Origin of the sequence: Haliscomenobacter sp. (assembly GCF_041740695.1) — a bacterium.
GTDB lineage: Bacteria > Bacteroidota > Bacteroidia > Chitinophagales > Saprospiraceae > Haliscomenobacter.
Genome location: NZ_JBGSLK010000071.1, coordinates 21,337 through 39,205, shown reverse-complemented (window position 1 = coordinate 39,205; position 17,869 = coordinate 21,337). Strand labels below are relative to the sequence as shown.

The window sequence follows — 17,869 nt, the reverse complement described above, 5'->3', positions numbered from 1 at the left end:
CTGATTGCTCATAGCTGACTGCTCATTGCTCCTTAATCGTTTCCATCTTCTTCGTCACCTCTTTCAAGGAGTCCTGTTCGTAGCGGGCTTCAAAAAATAGTGATCCATCTTCATCCCAGCGGCGCATCGGGCCATCCATTTTACCATCTTTGAAGGTGATCAAAAATTGGGGTTTCCCATTGGGGTAAAAAATGGTATCTCCGCGCTGCTTTTTTCCAGCCTCGTAGTATTGTACTTCTTTGAGTTTGCCATCGGGATAAAACAGCTCAGTGCGCCCAACCTGGATACCTTTTTCAAATCGACGCTTGGTCTGAATGGCACCGGTTGCAGGATAATAGTCCAGCATTTCTCCTTCTATTGTACCTTCAACCATTGTGTAGCGGCGCTTGATGCTGCCGTCTGGGTGCTTAAGGTTGCGCTCTTCCGGGGCTTTGGTATTTTTGCAGGCAACTGTGGCCAGCAGCAAAACAAAGCCCAGCAAACCGAGTATAGTGTCTCTTTGAACCTTCATGTGATTTAAAAAAAAGCTCTTGGTGAAGACTCCGGTTGATTCCAACCAACGGTCAACGCCAAGAGCCTGGTGTTACAATTTCTATTTGCTGACGATTATTGACTTTATGAACAGAAAGTCTATTTATTCCAAGGCAATCTGTTCACCTTACGTGCTACCCGGTAGCCCAGGTTAACCCCTTGTTCGCTATCCATGCGGAAGTGTACACCAAGTGGCACCCGAGACCAGGCATTTTCTTCAGCCATTTCGTAGAAAGAGCCAAAGCTACGTGGACGACCTTCGAAGTCGCTGCGGTTTTCGTGGCAACGGTCGGTCAGGGCATAATTGTAGCCAAAAATACTGGACAGTGCCTCAGCACCAGCAGCACCCATGGTAGAGTGACCAGAAGGATAAGCTGGGAATGGGGGGCTAAAACCTTTGTCACCGTTGAGTGGGTTGTCCAATGGTGGCTCCCATTTGTTGTCGATCACCCGCTTGATGTAAGATTCTGGACGTTCCAGGTTGTAGTAGTACTTGGAATGCCAGCAAGCAACAGCGGCATCATTCAGGGCCAAACCTACTTTGGCGTCAGTCAAAAGCGCCGTTTCCAAATCGACATCCTCCGCTTCAAAAACCTGGTTCGCGATCGCCATCCAGCGTGGGCCAGGACTGAAAGTCAAATTCACCAAGTCATCGCTCCAGAACTCACCAATCCAAATGTTCTCGTAAGGGGCATTCACCGTCTGCGCATAAACTTCCATGGCCTGGTTGAAAAATGCAGAATTGGGAGCCTCATTGTAAGCCAATGGTGGAGGGCACAATTTGTCTGCTTCAGAGATGGCAAAAGCACGAGCACGGCCCCAGAAAGGGAACATCGGCTGAGTTGGTCCAGGAACCGTTGGGCGCCAGTGACCAGGTTTGTTTTGGTAATCTGCCCAGTTGTACCCTTTGAATGGATCCAAATACGCTTCGTGGCCCGTTAAATCCGTGGCCGACCATTCCCACATGGCATCAGCTACTGCCTGACCGTGTGCTACTGAACGCTTGTACACGGCTTCAGAAGTCTGGGTGCGGTACTTGCTGCCCAGGGCATTTTCCAGCGTCGCGATTTTTTCAAACAAAGGCTGACTGGCAGTGCGGAAGAAACGGCGCATCAGGTTGGCGCGCAGCGTGTTCACTACTGCAGGCCAGTAGTACTCTTCATCGGCATCTGCTACGGGCAATGACAAACCAGGATACTGAGCTGCAATGGATTTGTGGTCTTTCATACCTGGAGCACAAGCTTCATAAGAAGCCAGGCCAATGTAAGCCAAAGCACGAGGTGCCGGGCCTGGACGGTAACCAGCGGCGTAACGCTCAATTTCGAGGAACACTTCATTCCACTTGAAGGCTACTTCGTAGTCGTAGTCCGCTACCGATCTTTCATCCAATACCAGGACTTTGTCGTCGTCGTCATTATCGCAGGCAGTGAATAATACGCCCATCAAAAGTAGGGCGGGTAAGAGTTTTTTTAGAGAAGAAAGAATACCCATGGTGTAAAAAATTTAATGGTGTTAATGCTGTTATGAGATTAAAAACAGATAGAGTTCTTCCAGTCCAATTTGGAACATATTCCAGATTGGGTAAGTCCCGGCATACCATGTTTATGCTAGTTTACTGGTAAGTAAATAAACGTAAGGTGCCGATTAGTTTAGCGCAATAAATTTTGGTGTAGATTTCTCGGCGTAACCGAATGGATAAAAACAACAGTCATTTAAGTCATTGTACTGGGTGATTTGCTTTAAATACATCACAAGGGATGCAATTTGTAAATGAGTCAGCCAGAACAGTAAACTGAACTGGTATTTAGGACGAAACGACAGAATAGAATGTGGAAAAGCTCTGGATAGTGCAGAACTCGATGTGAAGTATGTAGATAAGCCTATGTAAAAAACACTCCAAATGATGGTAATACAAAGCTCAAGTCGGAACAAAAAGCACTTGTCGCCATTAGGACATTTAGTGCATCACAAAAATACATTAAAAAAAAATAATATCAAGTCTTTTGGAAAAAAATAGGGGCTATCTGCTGATTTATTTTCTGTTTTACTATCAAAAAAAATAGTTTTACTTTCAAAACCTTGTATCGTCAGGCATTGTAACCTGATTTTTAAATTATTGTCAAGAAATAGATAAAACGCAAGCCAGTAGAAATTTCAGTTTACATTCGCAAGAAAAGTTCATGTCCCTTTCTTCCAAAGTTGCCATTTTTAATGCCCCTGAAGAACCATTCCAGCTCCAGGAAGTAGCAGTCAAAACACTAGAGCCTAGGGAAGTGCTGATCAAAAATGAATATGTCACCCTCTGCCGGAGCGACTTGTTGACCTATTCAGGCAAACGTAAGGAAAAAACACCTACCCTTCTTGGGCACGAAATAGTGGGACGTATTGCCGCTTTCCCCGGCACCGAACCAGCCAGCGATGTGCGTGGAGAACCCCTTCTACTTGGTGACCGGGTCACCTGGGGCATCTATGCGAGCGCACCTGACGACCCGCTCTCCAAACAAGGCATGCCCCAAAAAGCAGCCGACCTTTTTAAGTACGGGCACGAAACCATCACGGCCGATAGCCACTTGCACGGTGGACTAGGAGAATACATCGTTTTGCGCAAAAACACCCCCATCATCAAGCTGAACGAGGAGATCCCCTTGCCCGTGGCCGCCCTGATCAATTGTGCTGTTTCCACCGTAGCAGGTGCATTGCGCTTATCTGGTGATTTAAGCCAAAAAAACGTCTTGATTAGTGGTGTAGGGATGTTGGGAATAGTAGCCTGCGCCATGAGTAAGGCACTAGGGGCAGCCCAGGTTATAGCACTGGATACCAATGCTGCACGTTTGGAAAAAGCCCGAGGGTTCGGGGCCGATGCCTGTTTATTGATGTCAGACGAACAGCCTGATGTGAAGGCGAGCGCAACTGCAGTGCTGGGCGATTCCTTCACAATTCACAACATGATCGACTTCAGTGGTGCTCCACAAGCCATGGAAAACGGCATTGATTTGCTCTCGATAGGCGGAACGGCGGTATGGATTGGTGCGACCTACCCACAACGACAGGTACAGATCAACGCAGAACAAGTAGTCCGCAAAATACTAAGCATCAAAGGGCTGCACAATTACAACGAACAAGACCTCATTGCTGCGGTAGATTTCATTACTCAACACCATCACGTTTATCCCTTTGAACAATTGGTTCAGGGTGCTTTCTCCCTGGATCAAGTAGAGGCTGCTTTTCAATATGCATTGGAAAACAACCCCTTCCGCGTAGGGATTCAATTTTAATCAATAAAAATACACACACATTAATGAGTAAAATCAGCATGGTTGTATTCGATTTATCGGGGACAACAGTAAGCGACGACAATGCAGTGGCCAAAAGTTTGTACGAAGCGGCATTGGAGTATGGCCTCGATGTGCAACTCGAAGACTTTGAAAAAACCATTGGTACCAACAAAATCCACCTGTATCAATTTATGATTGCCAAAAGCCAGGGCGATCTGGTGCTAATCGACAACCTGGAGAAATACCATTTCCCGGAACACCTGAACCAGGCGATGGAGATTTTTGAACGCTACTCGGTGATCATGGTGAATTATTACCAGCAGCAAGTGCAAGCCATGCCGGGTGCGGAAGAGGTATTTGCCTGGTGCCACGAACAAGGCATCAAGGTGGTGACCGATACGGGCTTCCACCGAGATGTCAATACCGCGATCATGGAGGGCCTAAAATGGGTAGAGCGTGGCCTCGTAGATTTGACGCTGGACGTAGAGAGCACGGGAGGCATTGGGCGGCCTTCACCTTATTTGATCTACAAAGCCATGATGGATTTGGGCATCCAAAGCATTCATGAGGTCATCAAAATTGGGGATACCCCGGCAGATTTATTGTCGGGTTACAACGCAGGTTGCCGGGGAAACATCGGAGTTTTGAGTGGGGCCAACAGCCTGGAAACCCTGCAAAAGTACCCACATACCCATATTTTGCCCAGTGTGCGTGAGTTGCCAAACCTCATTCAAAGCGAATTCCACAAATAAGCCCTCATGAGTCTCCATCCTACTCAATTGGCCAGTCCCAACCGCGTTCAGCAGTGGTTGATGCGTAGCAACCCTGTAGTATTTGTTCTGTTTTGTGGCGCAGCGGCGTTCATTACCTATTGCAGCATGTACGCCTTCCGCAAACCCTTTACGGCGGCTACCTTCGATGGCTTGAGTTTGTGGGGCATGGATTACAAAATTATGCTCATCATCGCACAAGTGATTGGGTATACCTTGTCCAAGTTTTTGGGCATAAAACTAGTCTCGGAGTTGAGCGCTTCCCGGCGAATCAAAATATTGTTCCTTCTGATGGGCTTTGCCTGGGCTACCTTGTTTCTATTCGCCATTACTCCTTATCCATACAACTTTGTTTGGATGTTTTTTAATGGCTTGCCCCTGGGGATGATTTGGGGTGTAGTGTTTAGTTTTTTGGAGGGGCGGCGATTTACGGAGTTGTTGGGTGCGGCGATGGCTTCAAGTTTTATTGTTTCTTCGGGTTTTGTGAAAGCGGGCGGAAAAACTTTGATTGACAATTATGGTGTGGGCGATTTTTGGATGCCGTTTTTGACGGGCCTTTTGTTTCTACCCTTGTTGCTCTTGGGCATCTGGATGTTGCACCAAATCCCGCCACCCAGTGCTGAAGATGAACAGCAGCGCACCCGTCGGGTGCCGATGACCAGTGCCCAACGCAGGGCGTTTTTTCACACTTTTGCGCCGGGGATTATCCTCTCGGTATTGATTTATGTAGGCTTGACTGTTTTTCGGGATATCCGCGATAATTTTGCGGTAGAGCTTTGGGCCGCGCTGGGTTATGCCGATGCACCCGAGATTTTGGTTTTGTCCGAAATTCCGATTGCGGTAGCCGTACTGGTCATCATTGGTTGTATGGTCTTTATCCAAAACAACAAAGTGGCCTTTTTTGCCAATCAGTTTCTCATCCTATCCGGTGGCGTGATCGTCCTCTTGATGACTTTTTTATTTGCCCAAAAAGCCATCGATCCAGCCTTGTGGATGATCGTCATGGGCTTTGGGATGTATTTGCCTTACATTGGGTTTCACACCTTGTTGTTTGAGCGCTGGATCGCGCTGTTTCGCTACCAAAGCAACATTGGGTATTTGATGTACATCAGCGACGCCTTTGGGTACCTGGGCAGTATGGGGATTTTGTTTTACAAAAATTTCGGGGCACAACAGGTCAGTTGGTTGAATTTTTTTATTACTACTGCGATTGTGATGGGGGTAGTTACTGTGGTTTGTGGAGCGCCGTCGATTTGGTATTTTTGGGGGAAGGAGCGGAGTGTAACGAGCCCTGCATAGTGTCCTGACTAATAATAAAATGCGATGAGGATTATCAATCCCCTCATCGCATTTTATTGTTATGGTCTAATCCCTCTCCCCATCTTCCATCCGTACAAACGCACTCCTCCTTGGCGCAGGCAATTCGGCTTGATCCCCTTTCAGCCCCTTCCACAATACCTCGTTGAACAGGCGGTCATCATTGAGGTCTACTTCTGCGAAATTGAAGCCTTCCGAGATTTTTGCCCAGCGGCTTGCCAGGGTATTCACATCGTCGAGGCTCACGGACAGTGGAATGGACTTGAATGGCGCCAAATTAGGCGTTCGTGTAAAGCTGCGGAACATGGGCATGGCCGCAGCATCGTATTGGCTCATCGGCGGCAATCCCAGGATCAACTCTATCGTACGCAGCATCCCCGAAGTAGAATACATGCTGTGATCTACGTAATTGCGCCTGGTGTAGGGGCTTGCCACAAAAGCAATCGAGCGGTGGGCGTCCACATGATCGGGGCCATTTTGGGCATCGTCCTCCAGAATAAAAATGGCCGATTGAGCCCAAATGGCACTTTTGCTGATGTGCTCCACCAACATTCCTACGGCCAGGTCATTGTCCGCCACACAGGCATAGGGTGTCGGGCGACCTACCGCCAAACCCTGGGTATGATCGGCCCCCAAACGAATGGTACTCAGGCTCGGCAAGGCATTGATGGCCAACAGTGAATCGAAGTCGTGCCTCCACTGTGCGAATCGGGTGGTATCGCGCACTTTTTGGTTGTAATACCCCGTGAATTGAGCACATACATGGTCGTCGTCCAACACAGGGAGATTGCCTTTTTTATCATCGGCAAAAACGCCATAGGTGCGGAAACTTACCCCAGCACGTTTGCAGAAATCCCAAATGAACCCATCTTTGTTGTTGGCGATTTGGCGACGACCCATGCCTTCCGTCACACCTCCCCGGCGGCCATAACCGGTGGGCCAGGTTTTTTCGAGGTAATCATTGGCCAGGGCACCCATCGACCAGTTGTGGCCATCCGCACTGACCTCGGCATCAACGTAAAAGTTATCCAGCAATACAAACTCCCGTGCCAACTTGTGTTGATTGGGCGTGTATTTTTCACCAAATAGACAGAGGCTGGTGTCCCCATTGCCGCCAGGCATATCGCCCAAAACCTGATCGTAGGTGCGGTTTTCTTTCAGCACATAAAATACGTACTTAATCGGCGAGGCTGCACCTACCTTCATCGGGATGGGATTCCCTGCTTCGCCATCGGTTTGCAATTCTTTTTCCTTTTTGTAGGGCGTATTTTTGTAGACCTGGGCCGAATAGCCACTCATTGTGGCCGCATCAGGCAGGTCGATGATGCTCAGTGTCCCTTTCATCAGGGCGCCGATGTATTGCAGTCGGTTGTTGGGTTGAGGAAGTTCTCCTTGGTGCGATTCGGAGCGAACATTGCGTTGAACGGGCTGGGGGCCAAGTGGATTGGCAAAAGAACTGAAACCTTTGCCGTTGGCCACATAAATCTTTTTACCGACTACCCGTACACTCGTCGGATACCAGCCTACCGGAATGAAGCCCTTGGATTCACTACGACCAGGGTGGCTTACATCAAATACGGCCAAGCAATTGTTGTCAGCATTGGCGATGTAGAGCGTCTTTTCGTTTTTGGACAAGGCTACACCATTGGTCGTAGACCCCACAGGTGAATTGGGATACAAAGCGGCGTCGAGAACTTCGATCACCTTGCGTCGGGCAACGTCAAGCACCGAAACGCTGTTGTCGCCTGCATTGGCGACATAGATCAAAGTGCCTTTTTTGTTCAAAATCAGCTCGTTGGGATTGTAAGACACGGGCACTTCAGCAACGATTTTCCGGTTGTAGGTATCGAAATAAGCTACTTTTTTGCCGCCCCAAAGCGAGATGTAGAGCATTTTTGCATCTGGAGAGAGGACACAGGTGTACCCTTCATGCCCCAGATTGAGCTGTTGAACGGTAGCTTTTGTCTTCAAATCAAGGATGTACAAGGAGTTGTTCTCCTTGGTCACCACATAAAGCAATCCACGCTGGTCATCTATGTCGATGCCCACGGGGGAGATTTTCTCTGGCCAGGCTTTGCCCAGTACCAGGCTATCCTTTTGCACCAATTGATCGTTTTCGATGGCGTATTTGCGGATGCAGTTGTCGTTGCCTCCAGAGGCGTAAAGGTGCTTGCCATCCTTGCTGAATTTTAGCCCATAAAATGACTTGGGAATTTCAATGTTGGCCAGGACTTTTTCCCCAATTGGGTCAATGAGTTGCAAGCTCTGCTTACTCTGGCCATTGTTGGTAATGGCGATGCGTTGCTGATTGGCCGACACTGCAATATTCAAAGGCAAATCGCCTACTTCCAACGAACGCCCAGCGGGACTAAGCGACCAACCATTGGGTAAGGTGACACTCGAAATGGTGTTTTGGGCGAATAGACCACCAACACTTAACAGCAATACGAAGACGAACAGGTTTTTCATGATCATTAAAATTGTAACGCCGGCAAAAAAGGATGATTTGCCGGCGTTATGAAAAAAATAAAGTCTATTGCTCCCACCAAACCTTCGTATTGCTATTGTCGCCACCCATTTTGGCTACCGCAGCATTGAGGTTCGCAGCATTTTGGGACTGCAAGTAGGTGGGATAAGGTACCCGAGAGGGAAATTTATTCTCAGCAGGAATACCTGTACCGCGAGGCAGAATAGGGTAACCAGTCCGCCGTTTTTCAAACCAGGCCTGATAGTCCACAAATAAGTAGGCAATGTATTTTTGCAACATGATCTGTTCCAACTGTTTGTCTACGCTTAGTGCCTCGTCGTACAGCACTCCAGGCTGAGTCAAAAAATCGGCAGGCATTGTGGTGCCCCATTGCACCATCGAAGCCCCAATGGCGGTGTTATAATGAACTTTGGCCGTTTTGCCGGTATTAAATCCCTTCAGGGCAAGTTCAGCCTTGATGAATTCAAGTTCAGCGTACGTCATCATCACACCCAGTTGGGGTAAAGTCCTGAGCACATCCTGATAGCTGGAATTGCGCCCAACCACGTATTCGGTGGTGGTGGGGTAACCACTCTTGATGCCCTGGTAAACTTGCACCCCATTCACCGCAACCGTTGTTGCCCACACCGCGCGGCGTGGGTCTTTGTCGGCATTGAGTTTATTGAGGAAAAATTCGGTGAAATAGGTGCCATCCCGCCAGTCCAGGGTACGGGCATTGTAATAGGGGTTAAAATAGGGAAAAGTACCGGGGTAACGGAAAATGGCTTCATCGGCGTTGGCCACAAATACTGGATTTTTGGCAGGATCGGCTAAAATAGCCTTTATCTGCTCACTGGCACCGACTTCGCCGTCCCGTTTGGAAATGCGTAGCAAAAGGCGCAAGCGCAGTGAGTTGGCAAATTTTTGCCAACGCTGAATGCCCACATTTTTGCCGCCTGTCAGAACGTTCGTATTGTACACCTGATCTCCTCCGTAAGTCAGAATTTTGCTGTCGTCGTATAAGCCATTGGCCGTTTCAAGGTCTTTCAAAATTTGTAGATAAATGTCTTTTTGAGCATCGAAACTTGCTTCAAAAATGCCATCTTCCGCCTTAACGGCTTGAGAATAAGGTATATCCCCGTACAAATCGGTCAAAATAGAGTAGCCCCAGCTTTTGTAGACCAGCGCAATGGCCTTGTAGTTGTTTTCTTTCAAACGATCCGAGATGGAGATGATGTCTTCCACATCGCGCATCAGGGTATAAAATGAAGTCCACACCCCGGCTCCAGGATTCACTACGTAGCGATGAAGTCCCTGGCCGCTGGTACTTGCCCGTGGTGCATCCACCTGCATCAGTTCATGGGTGAAGTTGCGCGAAGCCTGCATACTGGCATTGACAAAGCGGTATTGCATTTGCCCCAGCAACACGCCAGGGGTGACGTCTTTAGGGCGATTGGGGTCGAGATTCAAGTCTTCAAACCCCTCGGTACAGGCACTGAAGGCGATGCACAGCGCCAGAAAAATGAATGATATTTTGCTGAAAAATTTCATGATTGTCGATTTTAGAATTTAAAGGTTAGGTTGACGCCCATGGTGCGGGTAGATGGAAACTGGGTCAATTCTACCCCTGGTGTCAAGGTGCTGCCATTGAGGTTTCCACTCTCGGGGTCGAAGCCAGGGAACTGGGTGAAGTTGAACAGGTCACGCCCATACACGGCTATGGATGTTTTTTGAATACCGATGCCTTCCAACCAGCTTTTGGGCAGGCTGAATTCGAGGCGTACTTCGCGGATTTTCAAAAATGAGGCATCAAAAATATTGGTCTCGGCATTGCTGATCTGGTAGTAGTTGTCGTAATAAGCACTGGCCGCAATTTTGGTAGCATTTGGCACATAAGTCCCATCAGCTTGTTTGACCACGCCATCACCGACCAAACCACCATCTCGGCCAGGCAGGGTTACCCTGGTTTTGCCGAGTGTGTTGTTTTTGTGGTTGGTCTGAGAGTACATTTCGCCACCCATTTGGCCATCCAGCAAGATGCTGAAGCGTACATTTTTGATCGTAAATTCATTCATGATGCTGCCTTTCCAATCGGCAAAAGCATTGCCCCAAAGTTTGGCCACTGGATCGAGAGGAGCTGGCAGGCCATTGCTGGAATAAACAATTTGCCCATCAGGCGAGCGCTGAAAACCGCGGCCATACAGATCACCCATCCGACCACCTACCCGTGCTTCGATGCTAACGTTGCTATTGTGGGCGTAAATGATTTGGTTGGAAATCCCGGGGGCCAATTCACGAACATAACTGCGGTTGCTTGCCCACAGCAAAGTAGAGGTCCAACTGAACCCAGGATTTGCGATGGGTTTCAAGGTGAGTTTGACCTCAGCACCCACACTATTGATCAAACCTGCATTGATCAGGGCATTCGAAAAACCAGACACGGGATCAAGCGGAATCGACAGGATTTGGTTGCGGCTCTCGTTGTTGTAATAAGCAACATCCAAACCAATGCGGTTGCGGAACAAACGTAGATCTAAACCAAACTCATAACTGGAGGTGATCTCTGGTTTCAAATCAGCGTTGAACAATTGGCTTGGGTTGGTGAAACTGTTGCCGTAAATCCGATCGTAATAACGGGCAGTTTGGTAGGGGCGCGTATCGTTGCCCACCTGCGCCCAGGATGCCCGCAGTTTGGCAAAGGTCACTGCCTTAGGCAAGCGGAAAATTTCGCTCAGCAAAAGGCTGGTACTGACTGAAGGGTAGAAGAACGCATTGTTTTCAAAAGGTAAAGTACTCGACCAGTCATTGCGGCCAGTTACGTCAATAAAAATTTTTTCAGCGTAAGAGAACTGGGCGGTACCATACAAACTGTTGATGGCTTTTTTGGTCTTGAGCGGATCAGCCACTGCAGGGTCCAAACTGTTTGAAATCTGATAAATACCCGGCTGAGCCAGCTGATCGGCATACAATCCAGCAAAATCATAGGTCTGGCGCATCGCGTTGCCTCCGATCGAGGCGGTTACGTTGAACAAAGACGCGTAAGTGTCTTTGTACGTCAACAAAACGTCGGAGTTGGATTCCAGACTAAAAATGTTTTGCTCGCGGTACATCCCGCGAGGGTAACGCGTCATGCTGAATGGACGTTGCTGTGAATGAAACTCAAAGGACATGTCTAAGCCGGTACGAATTTGCAATTCGAGTTTTGGTGAAAACTCATAATTGGCGGTTACGTTACCAATCATCCCATTTTTATTCAGTTTGTTCAGCATTTCGTACATGCCCAGGTAAGGGTTATCCGGGCCGGGGTTGAAAGGACTTCTTTGGCGGACTCCTTCGAATCCATCTTGCCAGTAGGGTTTGAACCATTCTGGGCGAACGTTGGGCGTAGTACCAATGATCAAAAAGTACATCAAAGTCTGGTTGTTGTACCCAGCTAACGGAAGGTTGTCACTCTTCTTGTTGGTATAGTTGGCTTTGCCAGAAATTTTCAGGCGTGGTGAAATTTTTTGATTGACCGACAAGGCGGCATTCAGTCGCTCAAAACCAGTGTTGGGAATGATCCACTCGTTTTTGAGCTGGGTCAAAGACAATCGAGCGGAGCCATTTTCATTCCCGCCTTCAAAGGAAAGGCTATTAGAATAATTTTTTCCCAATTGAAAAAAACCAGAAATGTGATCGTCATAAGCTACCCAGGGAGTACGTTCGGTAGGTTTGCCGATTGGGTCATTGGGATTGTATTGAAAATACTGTTGCCCATTGAATTTTGGTCCCCAGGCACGACCTGCTGCAACCGTTGTACTGGTATTGATGCCATCCGGGCTATCGAGGTAAGAATAATAGGCATTGGTACGTCCCTCGCCGTATTCAAATTGATAGTCAGGCCAGCGGTTGACTTTTTCTACACTAAAGTTGCTGTTGAACGTAATGCCGATGCCCTTGTCTTTTCTCACCCCAGACTTGGTGGTGATGATGATGGCACCACCGGCTGCCCGGCTGCCATACAGCGCAGTTGCACCAGGGCCTTTGAGGATGGTAACTTTGTCGATGTCATCCGGGTTCAAATCCGATAGTGTGGAACCGTAATCCACCGGGCTATCTGTTGCCAAATGGGAATTAAAACCAGTACCAGAGATGCGACTGCTGACGGGTATCCCATCAATAACGATCAGGGCTTGATTGTTGTCGAGGTTCAAGGACGACTCTCCACGGAGGGTAATCCGTGCCGAACCCAATGGCCCTGCGCCTACCCCTTGAATATTCAACCCCGCAACTTTTCCACTCAAGGAACTCACCCAGTTGTTGGTTTTGGCATCCAATACCGCACTGGCATTGATGGTTTGAGCAGCATAACCCAGGGATTTTTCTTCACGTTTGATCCCCAAAGCCGCAACTACAACTTCGCTGAGCAGTTTCGTGTCTTCTTCCATTTTCAGTTCAATGAAGAACTGACCGCTCACACTGAATTCCTTGGTGACAAAACCAATGGCTGAAAAGATGAGCACAGGATTATTGGGCGCTTGCTCCAATTGGAATTTCCCATCCACATCTGTAATGGTACCTGTGGTGGTTCCCTTTACCAGAATGTTGACGCCAGGCAGTGGTTCTCCATTGTCTGAAGATACTTTTCCGGCGATTACCCCCAATTGAGCGAGGAGGCTAACCGTCAAACACATGACAAGTCCTATCGATAGGACTACCTTTTGTAGACTTCGTTTCACACCTTCGTAAGGTTGTTAATTGAGCATTTTGATTGATAACACCTGATCGTAGGCGTGGCCGCGCCTACGGTCTTTCGTCCTGTGAAAGTAGTACGTGAAAACGTTTTGAATATTAAGCAAATCTGATCTTTGGATTAAATCACTACACCAGTTGTAAACTCAAACAATCTCGGCTTTATATTTTTTTAATGTGTTTGAATAGGAGTAAATTTTCCCACGATTTGGCCCTGAAGTATTTTCACAGAAACAGATCATCTCCCCAATGACCTTGCCGACCATCCAGTGGAAACTTTCATCACCCAACTCGATGACTTTCATCAATTTACCGTAAGATAACCCTTCCTTAACCTGGAGTTGACACGCTGCCCCTAACTTACGGCAAATGTGAATCAACACTATGTCTAAATACATTCATACTATCCTGATCGGTGGGGCTATTTTTGCCTTTTCCTGCAACTCGAATCACCGCCACGTCGAAAACCTGATGATCAAGGGTTCCGATACCGAAGTAAACCTGGCGCTTACCCTGGCAGAAACTTACATGGCCACAGACCCCAACATCTCCATTGCCGTCACGGGTGGCGGCTCAGGGGCTGGTATTGCAGCCTTGATCAATGGAAAAACCAGCATTGCCAATGCCTCTCGCCCGATGAAGGAGGAAGAAATGGCCCTGGCCCGTGAACAGCAGGTATACCCTATTGCAACGGTATTGGGCATGGACGCCATCGCGATTGTGGTGCATCCGCAATGCTCGGTTCAAAATTTATCCTTACAACAATTGGGCGCGATTTACCGGGGGGACATTCAAAACTGGAAAGAACTAGGGGGTACAGATGAAGGCATTTCGCTGTATGGCCGCCAAAGCAACTCGGGCACTTTTGTCTATTTCCGGGACAGCATTGTGCGCGCAGAGTACAGCAACCAGGTCAAACAAATGAATGGTACGGCCCAAATCGTAGAAGCCATCAAAAACGATATTCATGGCATTGGCTACGTGGGTGTTGGCTACATTTTGGACAAAAATGGGGCCCAGAGCAAGGGCGTCAAAGTATTGGCCATCAGCCGAAATTCCAGAAGCACCGCCTATTTGCCAACCGAGCTAAAAAATATCGACAGTGGCTTTTATCCCATCGTTCGACCCTTGTTTCAATACACCAACGGTAAACCTACTGGCCAACTGCAACGCTACCTACAGTTTTGCCTAAGCCCCGAAGGGCAGGCACTGGTCAAACAAAATGGGTACTTCCCGGTAAGTGAAATTTATTGGCAACAAAATAAACAGGCGCTGAACCTTGCCTATGCAAAAGCGACACTTCGTTGATCGGGCCATCAAATGGCTTTTTTTGGGGGCTGCGGCCACTTCGGTACTGGTTTTGCTCGGCATATTTGGGATGTTGCTCTTCAATGGAGTCAAGGCATTTGCCCACATCAGTTTGGCAGAGTTTTTTTTCACCAGCAATTGGAACCCCTCGGCTTATGGGGAGCCCAGTTACGGCATCTTGGCCATGCTGGCAAGTACCTTTCTGGTCACCGTGGGGGCAATGCTCCTGGCCGTTCCGCTCGGGGTGGGCGCAGCAACCTACCTCGCTCAAGTCGCCACCGAAAAAACGCGACTCATCCTCAAACCAGTGATCGAACTTTTGGCGGCCATCCCATCCGTGGTGGTTGGTTTTATTGGCATTGTGATGGTTGGCCCGTTTATCGCCAGGGTATTTGGATTGAGCAATGGACTGACTGCGCTCAATGGCGCCATATTACTGGCTGTCATGTCTTTGCCCACCATCATCACCGTTGCGGAAGACGCCATTCGTTCGGTCCCGAATAGTTTTAAAGAAGCCTCGTATTCCCTTGGCGCCAACCAATGGACAACCTTAATAAAAGTAGTATTGCCTGCGTCCTATTCTGGCATTATTGCGGCCATCATTTTGGGCATGGGCCGCGCAATTGGTGAAACCATGACTGTACTCATGGCTACTGGCAATGCCCTGGCCATGCCCCGAGGGTTTTTTGACCCGGTGCGGACCATGACGGCCACCATTGCCATCGAGTTGGGCGAGGTGCCCTACGGCACTACCCACTATTACAGTTTGTTTGCGGTTGGTGCTCTACTGTTTTTGATCAGTCTGGTGGTCAACCTACTGGCCGAAAACCTTGCCGGGCGTTACCGCTACAAGTTATAATCATGAGACAAAATCCACTGCAACAGCGCTTGGGGCTGAACACCCTCCGTTTTTTTGTTTTGTTGGTTCTGCTGTTTTTGGGCATCATCCTCTGGGAGGTGTTTTCCAAAGGTAGTGGAGTAATTAACTCAGGTTTTCTTTTTGATTATCCACGGAAGGGGATGACCTTGGGAGGGATTTTCCCCACCATTATGGGTACCATTTTTGTTACCCTGGTCACCACCATTTTCGCCATTCCAATGGGGATTGCCACAGCCATCTATCTGAGCGAATATGCCAATGACAACGGGATCAATCGGCTGATTCGGGCTTCCATCCGCAACCTGGCGGGCGTTCCCTCCATCATTTATGGGCTATTTGGGGTGGCCGTGTTTGTGCAGGGCATGGGATTGGGTTCTTCAGTTTTGTCTTCGGGGCTTACCCTCGGCCTCTTGACCTTACCCTACATCATTACCACTACTGAAGAAGCGCTCAAAAACGTGCCACACGCTTACCGCGAGGGGGCACTGGCCTTAGGTGCGACCAAATGGGAAGCAATCTGGAGCAATGTGTTGCCAAGTGCTGTTTCGGGTATTGTAACGGGTTCGATCCTGGGTTTATCTCGAGCAGCGGGGGAAACGGCTCCGATCTTGTTCACGGGGGTGGCATTTTATTTGCGCTACCTGCCTAGCAGTGTGCACGATTCTTTTATGGCGATGCCCTATCACTTGTACATTTTGTCCACTCAGCACCATGCCATTGAGGAAGTACGGCCATTGGCCTATGGTACAGCACTGGTCTTGCTGAGTTTGGTTTTTGTTTTGAACATCATTGCCTTCATCATTCGGTACCGCTACCGAAATTTTAATAAAGCGAGGATATGAAAACCAAATTGGCCGTACGCGACCTGCACCTGCACTATGGCACCAAAGAGGTATTGAAAGGGATTGATTTGGATGTACCAGAAAACAACATTGTGGCCCTGATTGGCCCTTCGGGTTGCGGCAAGTCTACCCTGTTGCGCGCCATGAACCGCATGCACGACCTGAATCCAGAAGCTAAAGTCAAAGGTCAAATCTTGCTGGATGACGATGACATTTATGCTCCGGGCAAAGACGTGGTGGCCGTGCGGCGCAAGATCGGGATGGTCTTTCAAAAGCCGAACCCCTTCCCCAAATCCATTTTTGACAACATTGCTTATGGCCCGAAACTAGCTGGCGAAAACAATAAGCAAAAATTACACGCCATCGTAGAACGCACCTTGCGGAGTAGCTACCTTTGGGAAGAAGTAAAGGATGATTTGGACAAATCGGCGCTCTCCCTCTCTGGTGGGCAGCAACAACGCTTGTGTATTGCCCGCGCCGTTGCTGTCGAGCCCGAAGTGCTGCTCATGGATGAGCCTTGCTCCGCGCTGGACCCGATCAGTACGGCCAGGATTGAGGAACTGATGCTGGAATTGAAAAAGCAGTACACCATTGTGATTGTGACCCACAACATGCAACAGGCGCAACGGGTGGCGGATTTGACTGCGTTTATGTACTTTGGAGAAGTAATCGAGTTCGCGCCAACGAGGCAGTTGTTTAACGCGCCGCAAATGGAATTGACGGCGAATTATTTGAGTGGGAATTTTGGGTGAAAGTTTTCCCCTAATTTATTCTATCACAAGTTTCTCCACTCGCTAACTTGTGTTAATGAACTACCCCTTCCTTCCCACCAGCCTTATCACTGCCGCTACGCCGCTGTGATAAGGCCCTTTACTTCCTAAAAAAAGTAATACTCCACATCCCTCTCCATTCCCCATCCACATAGCCGATCGCCTGATCGGCTGGGTAAAGTTTTTTCACAGCAGCGTAGTGCTGTTCGTTGAGGGTCTCTCCCAATTTGCCATGGCATTTCAGGCAGGGTTGCGCCATGTATATAGGTGCAGCGAAGGCGATGCGTTTTTTGTCCAGGGCTTTTACCAGCGGAGTTGGGCGTTTTCCTGTAGCTAGTTCCTGCTGATAACTTTGCAAGATGGCTTTTTCCCAATCCAATGGCGTATCCTGCGGGCTGCGTACTTTGAGGCTGGTCCGACGGATGCTAGCCTTGTAGACTTTGGAAAGGCTGTCTACCAATGGAAGGGCCGCAGTGTGGCAATATTGAATCGCATGCGGAACACCCCCCGTTTCAATGGCGCTCATCAGTCGACCGCTCAAGGCTGCAAAGGATTGTTGTGCTAGCATTTGCCCCTTTTGCAGATAGTCCTTTTGCTCTTTTTCACTGAGCTCAACGGATTTTTGGGTCGTTGTGCAAGCGCTGAGCAGGAGGAGGAAGGTACTGCCTGCGAAGATCCAAAATTTGAATGTACGAGATACGGCCATGAGGGATTGATTTATGATCCCAAAGCTTGTGCTTTTGGGGTTGGTTTTTGGTGATGTGGATCACATGGGTATCCCACGGATTTTTTCCCACGGATAAATCCGTGGGTTGGCGAAGCATATTGCGGGAATGGAAGGCCAACACACCCACACTTTCACACACTAACTCACACCCTTTCTTGGTGGCCTCCCACGGATAAATCCGTGGGTTGGCGAAGCATATTGCGGGAATGGAAAGCCAACACACCCAAACTTTCACACACTAACTCACACCC

13 protein-coding genes are annotated in these 17,869 nt (G+C 48.7%); 7 read left to right on the top strand and 6 right to left on the bottom strand.

What is annotated here, in order from left to right; translation table 11 throughout:
- Positions 1-22: 22 nt before the first annotated feature.
- Positions 23-511, bottom strand: coding sequence for a toxin-antitoxin system YwqK family antitoxin (locus ACEW9O_RS15005; RefSeq protein WP_373550987.1), 489 nt, complete (start codon positions 509-511; stop codon positions 23-25).
- Between the two features lie 119 nt (positions 512-630).
- Positions 631-2,022, bottom strand: a complete 1,392-nt coding sequence (locus ACEW9O_RS15000; RefSeq protein ID WP_373550986.1) for a vanadium-dependent haloperoxidase — start codon at positions 2,020-2,022, stop codon at positions 631-633.
- Between the two features lie 689 nt (positions 2,023-2,711).
- Between ACEW9O_RS15000 and ACEW9O_RS14995 the strand changes: the two genes are divergently transcribed.
- From ACEW9O_RS14995 to ACEW9O_RS14985, 3 genes are read left to right on the top strand one after another with little or no spacing between them, the layout of a single operon-like run.
- Entirely contained in the window at positions 2,712-3,806 is a 1,095-nt protein-coding gene (locus ACEW9O_RS14995; RefSeq protein ID WP_373550985.1) for a zinc-binding dehydrogenase, read from the top strand.
- Positions 3,807-3,829: 23 nt separating this feature from the next.
- On the top strand, positions 3,830-4,558 hold the full coding sequence (locus tag ACEW9O_RS14990) for an HAD family hydrolase (protein WP_373550984.1): 729 nt from the start codon (positions 3,830-3,832) through the stop codon (positions 4,556-4,558).
- Between the two features lie 6 nt (positions 4,559-4,564).
- Positions 4,565-5,875 carry a DUF5690 family protein gene (locus ACEW9O_RS14985; RefSeq protein ID WP_373550983.1) on the top strand — a complete coding sequence of 437 codons (1,311 nt, stop codon included), beginning with the start codon at positions 4,565-4,567 and terminating at the stop codon, positions 5,873-5,875.
- A 66-nt stretch (positions 5,876-5,941) separates the two neighbouring features.
- On the opposite strand, the gene ACEW9O_RS14980 is transcribed toward ACEW9O_RS14985, so the two are convergent.
- From ACEW9O_RS14980 to ACEW9O_RS14970, 3 genes are all read right to left on the bottom strand, one after another.
- Positions 5,942-8,362 carry a bifunctional YncE family protein/alkaline phosphatase family protein gene (locus ACEW9O_RS14980; protein WP_373550982.1) on the bottom strand — a complete coding sequence of 807 codons (2,421 nt, stop codon included), beginning with the start codon at positions 8,360-8,362 and terminating at the stop codon, positions 5,942-5,944.
- A 64-nt stretch (positions 8,363-8,426) separates the two neighbouring features.
- Complete coding sequence (locus ACEW9O_RS14975; RefSeq protein ID WP_373550981.1) at positions 8,427-9,911, bottom strand: SusD/RagB family nutrient-binding outer membrane lipoprotein; 1,485 nt, start codon at positions 9,909-9,911, stop codon at positions 8,427-8,429.
- An 11-nt stretch (positions 9,912-9,922) separates the two neighbouring features.
- Positions 9,923-13,078 (bottom strand): SusC/RagA family TonB-linked outer membrane protein, encoded by a 3,156-nt coding sequence (locus tag ACEW9O_RS14970; protein WP_373550980.1) that lies wholly within the window; start codon positions 13,076-13,078, stop codon positions 9,923-9,925.
- A 397-nt stretch (positions 13,079-13,475) separates the two neighbouring features.
- Between ACEW9O_RS14970 and ACEW9O_RS14965 the strand changes: the two genes are divergently transcribed.
- From ACEW9O_RS14965 to pstB, 4 genes are read left to right on the top strand one after another with little or no spacing between them, the layout of a single operon-like run.
- Positions 13,476-14,399 carry a PstS family phosphate ABC transporter substrate-binding protein gene (locus tag ACEW9O_RS14965; protein ID WP_373550979.1) on the top strand — a complete coding sequence of 308 codons (924 nt, stop codon included), beginning with the start codon at positions 13,476-13,478 and terminating at the stop codon, positions 14,397-14,399.
- The gene (gene pstC, locus ACEW9O_RS14960; protein ID WP_373550978.1) at positions 14,377-15,258 is read left to right on the top strand and encodes a phosphate ABC transporter permease subunit PstC; all 882 of its coding nucleotides are present in this window, start codon (positions 14,377-14,379) and stop codon (positions 15,256-15,258) included. The genes ACEW9O_RS14965 and pstC overlap by 23 nt, the downstream gene beginning before the upstream one ends.
- A gap of 2 nt (positions 15,259-15,260) precedes the next feature.
- Entirely contained in the window at positions 15,261-16,121 is an 861-nt protein-coding gene (gene pstA / locus ACEW9O_RS14955) for a phosphate ABC transporter permease PstA (RefSeq protein WP_373550977.1), read from the top strand.
- Complete coding sequence (pstB, locus tag ACEW9O_RS14950) at positions 16,118-16,873, top strand: phosphate ABC transporter ATP-binding protein PstB (RefSeq protein WP_373550976.1); 756 nt, start codon at positions 16,118-16,120, stop codon at positions 16,871-16,873. The genes pstA and pstB overlap by 4 nt, the downstream gene beginning before the upstream one ends.
- 118 nt (positions 16,874-16,991) lie before the next feature.
- Here pstB and ACEW9O_RS14945 read toward each other — a convergent pair whose 3' ends face one another.
- Positions 16,992-17,597, bottom strand: coding sequence for a DUF3365 domain-containing protein (locus tag ACEW9O_RS14945; RefSeq protein ID WP_373550975.1), 606 nt, complete (start codon positions 17,595-17,597; stop codon positions 16,992-16,994).
- Positions 17,598-17,869: the final 272 nt, after the last annotated feature.

Coding starts and splice junctions, on each gene's coding strand:
- ACEW9O_RS14990 (WP_373550984.1), top strand. CDS start 3,830: ATGAGTAAAATCAGCATGGTTGTATTCGATTTATCGGGGACAACAGTA.
- ACEW9O_RS14985 (WP_373550983.1), top strand. CDS start 4,565: ATGAGTCTCCATCCTACTCAATTGGCCAGTCCCAACCGCGTTCAGCAG.
- ACEW9O_RS14945 (WP_373550975.1), bottom strand. CDS start 17,597: ATGGCCGTATCTCGTACATTCAAATTTTGGATCTTCGCAGGCAGTACC.
- pstB (WP_373550976.1), top strand. CDS start 16,118: ATGAAAACCAAATTGGCCGTACGCGACCTGCACCTGCACTATGGCACC.
- ACEW9O_RS14965 (WP_373550979.1), top strand. CDS start 13,476: ATGTCTAAATACATTCATACTATCCTGATCGGTGGGGCTATTTTTGCC.
- pstC (WP_373550978.1), top strand. CDS start 14,377: ATGCAAAAGCGACACTTCGTTGATCGGGCCATCAAATGGCTTTTTTTG.
- ACEW9O_RS14980 (WP_373550982.1), bottom strand. CDS start 8,362: ATGAAAAACCTGTTCGTCTTCGTATTGCTGTTAAGTGTTGGTGGTCTA.
- ACEW9O_RS14975 (WP_373550981.1), bottom strand. CDS start 9,911: ATGAAATTTTTCAGCAAAATATCATTCATTTTTCTGGCGCTGTGCATC.
- pstA (WP_373550977.1), top strand. CDS start 15,261: ATGAGACAAAATCCACTGCAACAGCGCTTGGGGCTGAACACCCTCCGT.
- ACEW9O_RS15000 (WP_373550986.1), bottom strand. CDS start 2,022: ATGGGTATTCTTTCTTCTCTAAAAAAACTCTTACCCGCCCTACTTTTG.
- ACEW9O_RS14995 (WP_373550985.1), top strand. CDS start 2,712: ATGTCCCTTTCTTCCAAAGTTGCCATTTTTAATGCCCCTGAAGAACCA.
- ACEW9O_RS15005 (WP_373550987.1), bottom strand. CDS start 511: ATGAAGGTTCAAAGAGACACTATACTCGGTTTGCTGGGCTTTGTTTTG.